Consider the following 12,640-nt stretch of genomic DNA (forward strand, 5'->3'; position numbering starts at 1 on the left):
TTAATCTATAATCTGTGATTCTTCAATTTCTTCAAAATTATCAACTACTGGTCCAATAATTCGGAAATTATCTTCCTGTCCTAGATAAAAATCCTTGTATTGTGGATCTGGATTGAGTGAATGAATTCTAAATTGTCCATCTTCTTCTTCAAATACTTGTTTGATATACAAACGTTCTTCGCCCAAATCTCCTTCAGCAATGGCGTAAATATCCCCACTCCGACCAAAACCCGTGTGTAAGAATGTTGCAATAGAAAAATTAGGGAATTCAGGTTCCATCGATTCCCCTTTTACTCTGGCTGCACCATCATATCGCCCAAGAGTTTCAGACGTGTAAGCTTTGTAGTGGCCCCCTGTATTGCTTTGAGATTGACCAAAACCTGCCGATAATTCTTCATCTTCAACAATGGCATAATCTAAAGAAGAACGTCTGTAAGTTTTCAAATTAATAAGCTCTGTTTTATTTTGTTCAATGAGAAAATCTGTAAAATTAATAACTGATTCTTGTTGTTCTCCAGTCAGTGAACGATAATTATCGATTAATTGTTTTTCTGCATTATTATCAGTTTCTTTGATTAATTCTTGAATAGGTAAATCATAGATATCTGCTAGTTTTTCTAATAATTCTAACGTTGGGTTGGTTGATTTTTGTTCCCAAAGTACATAAGCATTTTGCTTCATTCCTAGCTTTTCTGCTAATTGACTTTGTGTCAATTTTGCATTTTTTCTTAATTTTTTTAAATTCTGACCAAAATTCATAAACTCTCCCTTCCCGATTCTTTATCAATCTTTCTTATATTATATCGCTTATTTTATTTTTTGTCAATATTTTTTATCAGAAAAACTGATAAACGAAAAACCACTGATAGCAGTGGTTTTTCATAGCTCTTTTTGTAAAGTTTGAATTCGATACATGTCTGCATAATAACCATTAAGCTCTAAAAGTTGGTCATGATTTCCTCGCTCAATAATTTCTCCCTTGTTCAGGACTAAAATTTGGTCAGCATCTTTAATTGTTGATAAACGGTGAGCAATTGCCATTGTCGTTCGATTTTGCCGCATATTTGTCAGACCTTCTTGAATAAGCGATTCAGTTTCAGTATCAATATTGGCTGTTGCTTCATCTAATAAGAGAATTTTCGGATTACGCACAATCGTTCGAGCAAAGTTAATTAATTGACGTTCACCGGCCGAGAAGGCAGCTCCACCTTCAATTACTTTGGTTTCGTAACCATTTTCTAAATCTTTGATGAATTTGTCAGCTTGAACAAATCGAGCCGCTTCTTTGGCTGCTTGGTCAGTAATCTGTGGATTCATCATTTTGATATTGTCAGTAACTGACGCAACAAACATAAAGGAATCTTGCAATACTAAACCAATTTTTTCCCGAAGTTCTTCTTTTGAATAACTTCTAATGTCCTGATCATCAATCAAAACTTGACCTTCTGTAAATTCATAGAATCGCATAAAGACATTGATAATACTCGATTTCCCCGAACCTGTATGACCTACAAAAGCAAGCGTTTCTCCAGGATTCACAATGAATGAGATATTTTTCAAAACTTGATGTTCTCCGTCATATGAAAAACTGACATTGCGAAATTCAATTTTTCCTTCTTGAATGATTGGAGAATTGCTGACAGATTTTCTGTCAGTAAATTTTTCATCAACATTTTTACTGACAGAAGTTGAAATTCCTTGTTGTGGCGCAAATTCTTTTTCTTCCATGATTGTCTTAATGCGACTAGAGGCCACCAATCCATTTGAAAAGTTTGATAATGAATCCATCAATCCTGAAATAGGATTAAAGTAAATTTGTACATTACTGATGAAAGCATAAATTAAACCAGCCTCAACCACTGCATGTAGACTTCGATTAGAATACATCAACAAGACAACAACAATTGAGATGGCCATCAAAAAATTAACCAAAGGGCTCAACAAAATCCCATTAATTTGAATCACTCGTTTTCGATAACCATAATATTCATCATTTGTTTTTTCAAATTCATTTCCTAGTCTGCTCTCTTGACGAAATTGTTGAATAATTCTCATCCCAGAAATGTATTCATTTAATTTCGTATTCAATTCTGAACGCTTAGCAAGCATGGCTTGATAAACTTTTGTACTCACTTTTTGATAAATCAGTACTGCCAAAATCAATAGGGGAAGAATCAACAACATCACAAGCGCAATTTGGTGGTCAATAATAAACAAAGCAATGAAGGCAATGATAATAGAAAGCAAACTTGTTAATGCATTAAACAAAGTCTGCCAGAAATCAAATAAATCAGTGTCATTTGTGATTCTGGTGATTAACCAACCCGTCGGTTTTTGGTCAAAATATCGCATGCCTAGCTGATGAATTTTTCGATAAACTTTCTTACGAATGTATTGATTAACAAAAATCGAACCATTTTGCAGATAATTCCATTTGAAAAAGAAAGCAATTGAATTAATTATTGCTAAAATCAAATAAAGACCTGCAAAATAGAAAATAATCTGGTCAGTCGCTTTCATAGGTGTCAAATAAGAATCCATAAAAACGGACAAAACAAAAGGCATAATTGAAGCAAGAGCAGTTGTAATTACACTAAAAACAAAAGCCCAAACGAAATACTTTTTGAAAGGTAATAAGAATTTGAAAATAAATTTAAAAACTTGCCAACTTTCTCTGACAGACATTTTGTCAGTAGATTTCTCCATTTTCTTCTCCTTCCCGATTTACTGACGAACCTGTCAGTAAATTCTCATCTTCATCATTCGCTGTCAAATGACTTTCAATCTGTTGCATTTGCCACATTTGAGCATACCAACCTCCAGATTTAATCAAAGCTTCATGCAAGCCACGCTCAATCACTTTTCCTTCGTCTAGCACGAGAATTTCATTAGCTTCCATTACTGATGACAATCTGTGACTGACAACCAGCGTTGAACTTTCATGACGTAAGGCCTTCAGATTTGACAAAATTAACTGTTCAGTCTTGGCATCAACAGCTGACAGCGCATCGTCTAAAATTAATAATTTAGGCTGAATAAGTAGCGCCCTCGCAATAGATAACCTTTGCTTTTGTCCACCAGAAAGCGAAACGCCACGCTCGCCAACCAAAGTATCATAACCTTCAGGAAAAGCAATAATATCATCATGAATTCCAGCTGTTTTAGCTGCAATTTCAACTTCTTCTTGACTCGCTGACATCTTAGCAAAGCGAATATTATCTCTGACAGACATCGAAAATAGAAAATGTTCTTGCGGAACATAACCAATCGCTGGCAAATATTCATCTAATTGATAATCCATAATATCATGGTCAGCAAAAGTAATATGTCCTTTGTAATGGTCAAACTCTCGCATTAAAAGTTTAATAATCGTTGATTTTCCTGCACCTGTTCGTCCGACCAAACCTAAAACATGACCTTCTTTTAAATTAAATTGAACTTTCTCCAGATTGCGCCCTTCATTCTCATTTGGATAAGTAAAACTTTCAATATCAAAAAGGAGTTGACCTTCTTTTGGCATTTTCAAAGTACCTTCAGAAATTTTTGATTCCGCTTTTTGAGCTAATAATTTTTCTACTCGACTGTATGAAGCTCTTCCACGTTCAATAACATTAAAAAGAACACCAATAGCAAACATCGGCCAGACCAAATTTCCGATATAAGTCATAAAAGCAACCAACTGTCCAATCGTTAAAACATGGTGAACAACATAGTAGCCCCCTAAAAGAATGGTTAAAGTATAAGATAAACCAACAATTAAAGTGATTAAAGGATCGTACATTGAGTCAATCCAATTGACCCTGATAAAGGCTTTATCAATATTATCTAACTTAACTTGGAAATCAGCCATATCTTGTTCTTCTTCACCAAAAGATTTGATTGCTTTCATTCCTGTAATCGATTCTTGGACTTTATCATTCATTTCAGAGAAGGTTTCTTGGGCATGTTCAAAACTTACATGAATTTTATCCCCTAAAACTTTAGATACTAGCGCGAGTAAAGGCAAAGGAAGGACAGCAATAATTGTCAAACGCCAGTCGATAAATAAGAGCATAGCAATGATTGTCATCCCGCCCGTCATTAAAGAATCTGCCCAAGTCAAAACACCAAGTCCAGCAACACTCTGTATCGCTTGTAGGTCATTTGTCGCATGAGCCATCAAATCGCCAGTCCGATTTCTCTGATAAAAAAGGGTATCCATTCTTAAAAAATGCCTAAAAAGCCGACTACGGATTATTTTTTCCAGTTTAAAGGCTTCACCCCAAATATTTGTAGACCAAAGAAAACGAAAGCCATATTCAACGAGTGCAGTAACCAATAAAATACCAGAAAAACTCAAAATTAAGGGTAAAGTAAGGTTACGCTTAACAATATGGTCAATAATTTTTCCGATAATTAAAGGCGGAATCAAGTGAGTTAAAGAAACAATAAAAAGGGCTAATAGACCAACGCCATAACCTTTTCTCTCTGCCTTAAAAAACCACCATAAATCTTTAAAAATTTTCATACAGTCTATTCCATTTTATTTTATAATATTCTAAATATTAGTATACCATAAAGAAAGCGTTTAAAACAGACTATATGAAGTGAGATTCCCACTTATTTACTATTTAAATAAAAAAAGAAACTTCAAATCAATGAAATTTCTTTTTTTATTAAGCATTATAAAATTTTACGACTTTGTTTTTCTTGAACACTGCAACAATCAAACCAAATACCAGAGCAAAGATGATGTACTGCAAAGCATTAAAAGGTAAAACTACTGTTAAAAGATAAGTTGGATTCAAAGTAACTGATAGAGAACCCATATTAAAAAGATGAGTTGCTCCAACAAAAATTTTATCAACATCAAAGCCAGCAGCTAAACGATAGAGAGGGAGTGCGTAGAAAACATTCAACACCATCATCACAAGAACTGATGCGATGGCTGCTAAAACTACACCAACTGTATAGTTTTTGATTGAGAATTTTTTCTTTGTAAAGAACCAAACAATTGCCATGAAGATTCCCAAAGCAATGAAGTTCATCGGCACACCAATCCAAGTTGATGGCCCTTGATTAAATAGGAGATACCATAAGATAGAGCGAATAAAGAGGATAATAAATCCATCACCCAATCCCAAAGTAAAGACTCCAATAAGTACTGGAATGATTGAGAGTTCAACTTTCATAAAATCAATTCCAGGCAATAGCGGAAACTGCAAAATCGGCAATAATAAGATTGTTGATAGTGCAGCAAGCATGGCAATTAATACCATCCGACGTGTTTTAGACATAAAAAAACCTCCAAATATGAGAAAATAATTCTTCAAATTTCGAGGAAGTTGATAGACATTTTTGGTTTGGCTAAAAACAGTAATCCAACCGAAGTTGATTACACTACAAAAATTGTTCATCTTCTTCCATCCAGACTTTACTGTCGCTAGCAGATTCTCACTGCTTCAATCGCCGTAGCGAATCGCGGAGTCATAAGGTCAAAGCCCTATTTACCGCCGGTCCCGAATTACACGGTGCCCTGAAGATAATTTTATTATAGCACAAAAATAGTTTGCTTATCAAGAATAAGATTTGCTTAAGAAATAAAAAAACAACTCTTTATCAGAATTGTCTTTTATAATAATCACTTAATTTCCTTGGGCTGCATTAATCAATTGAGAAACTTCTTTTTTACTCAAACGACGAAATTGTCCTGTTGGAAGTCCATCCAATGTAAGAGTTCCATATTGAATACGACTCAATTTTTGTACTGGAAGTCCTGCAGCCGCAAACATTTTTTTAACTTGATGATTTTGTCCTTCATGGATAGTTAAACTAACAATCGAATGATTTTTTGTTTTCTCTTGTTTGATAATCTCATAACGGGCGGGACTAACTTTTTTACCTTCAATAGTCATACCTAAAGTTAAAGGACGCAAGTTTTCTTTGTTCGCTTGACCTTCTACCTTAGCAACATAGACCTTATCAACACCATGACGTGGGTGAGTCATCATATTCGTAAATTCACCATCGTTTGTAAGCAAAAGCAAACCGCTTGTATCCCAGTCCAAACGTCCCACAGGGTAAATACGTTCTTTAACTTGTGGCATTAAATCCATTACCGTTTGACGTCCTTTGTCATCGCTAACTGAAGAAATATAGCCTCTTGGTTTATTTAGAAGATAATAAACGGGTTCTTCGTTATAAACTGCTACTCCATTAACTTCAACGATATCTCCAGTTGAAACTTGATAACCCAAGTTTGTCATTGGAACATTATTTACCGTTACTTTTCCCGCTAAAATTAGTTCTTCTGCTTTACGTCTGCTTGCCACACCTGCATGGGCCAAATATTTATTGATTCTCATTTTCTTCACTTTCGTTAAATAAGGTTTGTTCTTCTGCGATAAATCTTGACTCATCTATTTCAGGTAATTCATCTAAATGATTAATCCCAATATAGTCTAAGAAAAATTCAGTTGTTGCATAAAGACTTGGACGTCCTGGTGCTTCAACTTGCCCGACCTTTTCAACCAAATCAAAAGCACGAAGTGTTGAGAGAACACCTGAGGAATTCACTCCGCGGAGCTGATCGATTTCGAGTCGAGTTAAAGGTTGCTTATAAGCAATAATTGATAAAACTTCAAGAGCTGATTTTGACAACGATTGATTAAGAGGAGTTTTGGCATAGTTTTTAAGAATTTCTGCAAACTCTTCTTTTGTAGCCATACGATATTTACCTGCAGTTTCAATAATCGTTAAAGCAGATTCTTCATCAGAATGATATTTTTCTTTTAAGTAATCAATTTGTTGCTGACAAGCTTGTTTAGACATTTCTGTCAATGCTGACAATTCTGCCAAAGTTAAACCAGATTCGCCAGATACAAAAAGTAAGAGTTCACAACTTGCTGTCTTATTCACTAGTTTCTTTTCTTTCTAAAATAATTTCTCCAAAAAGCTCTTCTTGAGAAAAAGAAATCTGTTGATTTTTGATTAATTCTAAAAGAGCCATAAAAGTGGTGACGAGTTCATCTTTATTAGTAGAGCTAGAAAACAAATCTGAAAATTTACATATTTTTTGTTCTGTAAATCTAGTACTTAACTCTAAAATCTTATCAGCAATTGTAAATTTCTCAGCTGCTATTTTTGTATTTTCGTCTTGAAAATGTTGTCTTTGCAACTCAAGAATTTTGGTAAAAGCTAGAAATAAATCTAAAGCAGATTTATCCTGCAAAAGCACAGTTTCATCAGTGATAATTTCTGTCTTAGCTTTTGAATAAAAGTGACTACGTTCCTGATGAAGTTCATCTAAATCTTGTGACAACATTTTATATTTCCGATATTCATCAATTTGAGCCAATAAATCATACTCAAGTTGTTCTGTATCTTCAATAAAAGTTTCGGTAACTGTCGGTAAAAGTCTTCTTGATTTAATTAACATCAGTTGACTTGCCATTAACATGTACTCTCCAGCTACTTCCAATTCAAGTTCTTTCATGGTTTGAATATAGATAAGATATTGCTCAATAACTGGTACCAATGGAACTTCAAAAATATCCATTTCATACTGACTTACCAAATGCAATAAAAGGTCGAGAGGACCCTCGAAGTTTTTAATTTTTATATTGATTTCTTTAATCATAGTTTACATAATAAAAATAGTGTAAATTCCTATCTATAATATTTTTCAAGCGTTGTAATAGTCGTTAAACCAAGTAGAGTTGCCAGTTCATAAATTGACTTCCCTGCTTTAACCTGATGCAAGATATACTGTTCTCTAATTTCTTTGGAAGAATAGTTCGTAAATTTTTTCAATTCAGTATAAAGAAATTGACGAGATTTTGCGAATAATTCATCAGCATTATTAATGGCTTTAACTCTTATGGCAAATTTTTCTCTAATTGGTAAAACTCGTTTTATTCCTGCTTTTTCAATCGTGAGATATTTAAAGTTCCAATTAAAATTTTCCCATTTCAATTTTTGTATCTCAGCAAAATTTAAACCAAATTCTAAAATTAATAAGGCTAAAAATTGTCCTGGACAGGTCAAAGGACCATAGAACTCAGGAAATTCCTTAATCATTGGATGATAACTTTGAGCAGTCTGTGATTTTTTTTGAACGACTTGTTTAATTTTAAAGTACTGGTCAACTTTTTGTCTTTGATACAGGAAAAGCAAATATTGATTTGCACTCGAAATCTTCCTTCGCTGTGCTGCTGGCGAAAGATTACTAATTTGAATTTTGTAAAGTTCTAAGTTTTCTGTTGTGAGTGACTTATCTTCAAAGAAAGCCTGCAAAGAAACTAAATCATAATGGTAATTTGAACGAGTATTCTCTGAAAAATTTCTGCTTGCTAAATACTCGTCAATCTCGTTTGGTAATTTCATAATATTTTGTAAAGTCGTGAGCAAAGGCACTAAAGGCCTTTAATATTTCTTGCCTAACAACAATCCCCATAAATTCCTGTCTTTTGACTACTGGGAGAAATGGCTCCTTAATTAATTTGTGCATCATTTCTTCCAAGGTTACTGATGGTCCAACTGTTTGAACATCTTTATTAACTATTTCCGAAATTGATGTATTATGTAATTTTTCAAAAAAGAAATTCTGTTCCATTTCAAATTCAACGATTTCTGTTAAACCCAAAACACCAACGTATTCTTTTTTTTCATTTAAAACTGGAACTCGTGAATACTTATACTGACTAAGCATCAGTTTTGCATGAGCAATATTATGCTCAGCATAAAGTACAGCAACATTTGAGGCAGGAATCATAAAGGTTTCACTTTGATTCAAGATAAAATCCTCAATCTTTTTATCAATCATGCAAATTACTCCTTAAAGAGCTTTGTAGACTTAGAGTCTGAACTGTAGTTCCGGGATAGGTTCATGTTGCAGATTTCGATAAGAAACTTTGAACTCTTCTCCTTCAATCTCAATTATAGCATACATTTTGATATCATACTTCCCTCTAGGTTGTGCAACTGAACCTGGATTTACATAAAGTATATTATTAATTTTTTGTGCTACTGGTTGATGGATATGTCCAAAAAGCGCGATATCTGCGTTCTTTTCCTCAGCAAAATAAGAATAACGGTCCAATCCTAAACCAACATAAAAAAGATGACCATGTGTAATTAATACCTTTTTTCCTTCAACTTCTTGAGTAAGAAAATCATGATATCCACTATCATAATCACAGTTCCCAGCAACAACAGTTATTCCTTGCCAAATTTCATCAGAACTAGGAAGTTCAGAATCTCCGCAATGAAAGATAGCAGTTGCTTCATTCAAATATTTTGATTTTATGGATTCAACCACATCGCGGTCATAATGTGAATCAGACATTACTACAAACATAAGCGTCCCTCTTTTACATAATTATATTTATGTTAATTTATTTAAACTTATTTGTCAAGCCACTCAGGAAGTTCAGCCATTAATTTTCTCAAGGCTTGTCCGCGATGAGAGACTTGGTTTTTTTCTTTTTCTGATAATTCTGCGGCTGTTCTAAAGGCATCAACCATGAAAATAGGATCATAGCCAAAACCATTTTCTCCTTTAGGAGCGAGAGCAATATAGCCATCCCAATCTGCTTCTACAACTAAACTCTCACGGCCTGGTTTTGCCGCCACAAGCGTAGTATGAAAATGTGCGCTTCTACGTTCTGGAGTAATTGCCGTTGGAGCCAGTTCGTGCAAAAGTTTTGCGATATTTTTCTCATCAGTAGGATCTGGAGCTGAGAAACGATGCGACCAAATGCCAGGCAAACCACCAAGGACATCAACACAAAGTCCTGAATCATCGCCAATAACTACTTGCCCAGTAAGTTCAGCGATTTGTTCTGCTTTTAAACGAGCATTTTCTTCAAAGGTTGTTCCAGTTTCTTCAATTTCAGGAAGTTCTGGATAATCTGTTAAATCTTTGATTTCATAACCGAAATCAGCAAATAATTTTTTAAATTCTTTTGTTTTTCCTGAATTTCTTGTTGCGATAATAAGTGTTTTTTCCATTTATTTTTCCTTATTGAAATTCTCTATTTCAGTATGTTCAATCTGAAGTTGTCCGATGTTTAACCATTTTTCTGCAATTTCTCGAAATGAATTAACGCCCGCAGTAGTATAGAAACGATGTTTTAATGGTTGACGTTCTTGTCCATTTATTGAAAAATAGTTGAGCAGAACAGAGATATCTCGTACAGCCTCTGCTCCAGAATCAATCAAACGCACCTCTTTTCCCATTGTTTCTTGGATTAAGGAACGTAAGAGAGGATAGTGAGTACAACCGAGAATTAAGGTGTCTACTTTTCCAATTAGTGGAACAAGACTTTCTGATACAACTTTTCTAGCAATTTCAGATTCCATTTCATTTGATTCAACGATTGAAACAAATTTTGGACATGCTAGGCTATATACTTCTACTGCTGATGATTTACGAGCAATTGTTTTATGATATTCATCTGAACGAATTGAAGCTTGAGTGGCGATTACACCAATTTTGTTTGTTTTTGTTTTTTGAATCGCTGAGCTTGCTCCGGGTAGGATGACACCAATCACCGGTATATCTAGTTTTTCTTTTACAATTTCTAAGGCCATCGCTGTTGCTGTATTACAGGCCATTACAATCATTTTCACATCTTTTGATAGTAAAAAATTAACCATGTCCCAAGTGAACGCAATGATCTGTTCACGACTACGCGGACCATAAGGAGCTCTTCTTGTATCTCCTATGTAGACAATTTCTTCATTTGGGAGTTGTCTAAGGAGTTCGCGAGCAACAGTCAGTCCACCAACACCAGAATCTAAGAGGCCGATTGGTCGATTGTCCATTTTTCTTCTCCTTTTAAAATATCTAATTCAAATTCTTTCTTATCCAAAATCTGTATTTTTTAATATAATGGATACTTTATTTATGATGATAAAAGCAAACGCTGAGAGAGTTTAGAACTTGTGTTCTACTGCTTCGCTCAGCGTATATGATAGCTTATTTTTTGTTTGTGTCTGATTGCTTTGCAGCAGCACGAATTTGGCGAAGAACTTGTTGGACTTGAACTTCACTTGGTTTACGTCCCATAGATCCCATCATAAGACGAACAGCATCTTCATTAAGGGGTGGGTTATCCATAAGTAATTTTTTTGTTTGGCGTTGTGAGAACCATGTTCCCAAGAAAAAACCCGCCAAAAGGCATACAACCATAAGCAAAATAGCTAAGATTAAATTCATTTTGAATCTCCTAATTTTGGCGAAACGCTTTCGCCATTGATGACATCTTATTATATCAAATTTTAGTCCTTTTGTCAGCACTTTATATTACTGACAGAAAGGATAAATGAGGCAAAAGTTACTGACGGAGCTGTCAGTAACTTTTTATTTCTCAAATTGTAAAATCAAAACTATCCAATGTTGCAAAATAATCAGCTGGCTTTTCTGCTCGACGAATTAAACGAGTCTTTCCATCTTCTTGAAGCAAAACTTCGGCACTTCTTAATTTAGCATTATACTGATAACCCATTGAGAATCCGTGAGCACCAGTATCATGAATCACTAATAAATCCCCTATTTCTATTTGAGGAAAGGCTCTTTCTTTTGCAAATTTATCATTATTCTCACATAAAGAACCTGTAATATCATAAATTTCAGTCGCTTCATCATTTTCTTTTCCAGCAACTGTGATGTGGTGATAAGCATCATAAAAGGCTGGACGCATCAAGTTAACTGCTGATGCATCAACGCCAACATATTTTCGATAAGTTTCTTTAAGATGCAAAACTTTTGTAATCAAATGACCGTGTGGAGCAAGCATAAAACGTCCCAATTCGGTATAAATTTTTAGATTTTCTATTCCGTTAGCGCTCAAAACTTCATCATAAGCTTTGTGAACACCTTGTCCGATTTTTGCAATATCATTTGCCTCCTCATCAGGACGATAGTTCACACCAATTCCGCCTGATAAGTTAATGAAATCAAGGGTAATTCCAGTTTCCTCTCGAATTTCTAAAGCAAGCTTAAAGAGCTTGCGGGCAAGTTCTGGGTAATAATCATTTGTCACTGTATTTGAAGCCAAAAAACTATGCATTCCAAATTTTTTCACTCCTAATTTTTGCAAATCTTTAATTCCTTGGATGAGTTGGGCTTTTGTCATTCCGAATTTAGATTCTTCTGGATTATCCATAATTTTTGTTCCCATGGCAAAAACTCCACCGGGATTGTATCTCAAACTCATTGTTTCCGGAAAAACAAAATTTGTCAGATTTTTCAAAAATTCAATATCTTCATAGGCATCAAGATTGATTGTCGCACCCAATTGATTAGCAAATTGAAATTCTTCAGCTGGAGTATCGTTTGATGAAAACATCATCTCAGAGCCGTCAAACCCACATTTTTCGGAAAGTAACAATTCGACATAAGAGGCGCAATCAACTCCACACCCCTCTTCATGAAGAATTTTTAAAATAGCTGGTGTGGGTGTCGCTTTCACAGCAAAAAATTCTTTAAATCCTTTATTCCAAGCAAAGGCTTTGTGAAGGTCACGCGCTTTTTGACGAATTCCTTTTTCATCATAAAGATGAAATGGTGTTGGAAATTCCTTTGTGATTTGTTCTAATTGTTCTTTTGTTACAAATGGTGTCTTCATCTCTCACCTCATTTTTAGATTATTTATAA

The 12,640-nt window shown here is 34.5% G+C and carries 14 protein-coding genes and 1 riboswitch; all 14 genes read right to left on the bottom strand.

All coding sequences use genetic code 11. The features are described from left to right. Nucleotides 1–759: a helix-turn-helix transcriptional regulator gene (locus AB6B24_RS04160; RefSeq protein WP_038600812.1), complete on the bottom strand. Its 759-nt coding sequence runs from the start codon at nt 757–759 to the stop codon at nt 1–3. A gap of 120 nt (nt 760–879) precedes the next feature. Further along, entirely contained in the window at nt 880–2,706 is a 1,827-nt protein-coding gene (locus AB6B24_RS04165) for an ABC transporter ATP-binding protein (RefSeq protein ID WP_311802693.1), read from the bottom strand. Continuing rightward, the gene (locus AB6B24_RS04170) at nt 2,690–4,507 is read right to left on the bottom strand and encodes an ABC transporter transmembrane domain-containing protein (protein WP_311802694.1); all 1,818 of its coding nucleotides are present in this window, start codon (nt 4,505–4,507) and stop codon (nt 2,690–2,692) included. Before AB6B24_RS04170 ends, AB6B24_RS04165 begins: the two co-directional genes overlap by 17 nt. A 148-nt stretch (nt 4,508–4,655) precedes the next feature. Beyond that, nucleotides 4,656–5,276: an ECF transporter S component gene (locus AB6B24_RS04175; RefSeq protein ID WP_003130203.1), complete on the bottom strand. Its 621-nt coding sequence runs from the start codon at nt 5,274–5,276 to the stop codon at nt 4,656–4,658. A gap of 114 nt (nt 5,277–5,390) precedes the next feature. Further along, nucleotides 5,391–5,527: riboswitch (FMN riboswitch) on the bottom strand. A 97-nt stretch (nt 5,528–5,624) separates the two neighbouring features. Beyond that, on the bottom strand, nt 5,625–6,344 hold the full coding sequence (locus AB6B24_RS04180) for a pseudouridine synthase (protein ID WP_003130202.1): 720 nt from the start codon (nt 6,342–6,344) through the stop codon (nt 5,625–5,627). Then, nucleotides 6,331–6,897, bottom strand: a complete 567-nt coding sequence (scpB, locus tag AB6B24_RS04185; protein WP_162523687.1) for an SMC-Scp complex subunit ScpB — start codon at nt 6,895–6,897, stop codon at nt 6,331–6,333. Before scpB ends, AB6B24_RS04180 begins: the two co-directional genes overlap by 14 nt. Beyond that, on the bottom strand, nt 6,890–7,618 hold the full coding sequence (locus AB6B24_RS04190) for a segregation/condensation protein A (protein WP_153241641.1): 729 nt from the start codon (nt 7,616–7,618) through the stop codon (nt 6,890–6,892). The genes scpB and AB6B24_RS04190 overlap by 8 nt, the downstream gene beginning before the upstream one ends. 29 nt (nt 7,619–7,647) lie before the next feature. Further along, nucleotides 7,648–8,364 (bottom strand): site-specific tyrosine recombinase XerD, encoded by a 717-nt coding sequence (gene xerD / locus AB6B24_RS04195; RefSeq protein ID WP_010905864.1) that lies wholly within the window; start codon nt 8,362–8,364, stop codon nt 7,648–7,650. Next, nucleotides 8,342–8,803 (bottom strand): cyclic-di-AMP-binding protein CbpB, encoded by a 462-nt coding sequence (gene cbpB / locus AB6B24_RS04200; protein ID WP_010905865.1) that lies wholly within the window; start codon nt 8,801–8,803, stop codon nt 8,342–8,344. Before cbpB ends, xerD begins: the two co-directional genes overlap by 23 nt. Before the next feature lie 30 nt (nt 8,804–8,833). Then, nucleotides 8,834–9,337 carry a metallophosphoesterase gene (locus tag AB6B24_RS04205; protein WP_021465146.1) on the bottom strand — a complete coding sequence of 168 codons (504 nt, stop codon included), beginning with the start codon at nt 9,335–9,337 and terminating at the stop codon, nt 8,834–8,836. Between the two features lie 47 nt (nt 9,338–9,384). Then, entirely contained in the window at nt 9,385–9,990 is a 606-nt protein-coding gene (locus AB6B24_RS04210; RefSeq protein ID WP_311802697.1) for a nucleoside-triphosphate diphosphatase, read from the bottom strand. Next, nucleotides 9,991–10,806, bottom strand: coding sequence for a glutamate racemase (gene racE / locus AB6B24_RS04215; protein ID WP_311802699.1), 816 nt, complete (start codon nt 10,804–10,806; stop codon nt 9,991–9,993). Between the two features lie 154 nt (nt 10,807–10,960). After that, complete coding sequence (locus tag AB6B24_RS04220; protein ID WP_003130191.1) at nt 10,961–11,200, bottom strand: YneF family protein; 240 nt, start codon at nt 11,198–11,200, stop codon at nt 10,961–10,963. Between the two features lie 151 nt (nt 11,201–11,351). Then, a complete protein-coding gene (lysA, locus tag AB6B24_RS04225; RefSeq protein ID WP_311802701.1) occupies nt 11,352–12,611 on the bottom strand; it encodes a diaminopimelate decarboxylase in 1,260 nt (419 codons plus the stop codon). Nucleotides 12,612–12,640: the final 29 nt, after the last annotated feature.

Origin of the sequence: Lactococcus sp. AK05 (assembly GCF_041026685.1) — a bacterium.
Lineage (GTDB): Bacteria > Bacillota > Bacilli > Lactobacillales > Streptococcaceae > Lactococcus > Lactococcus lactis.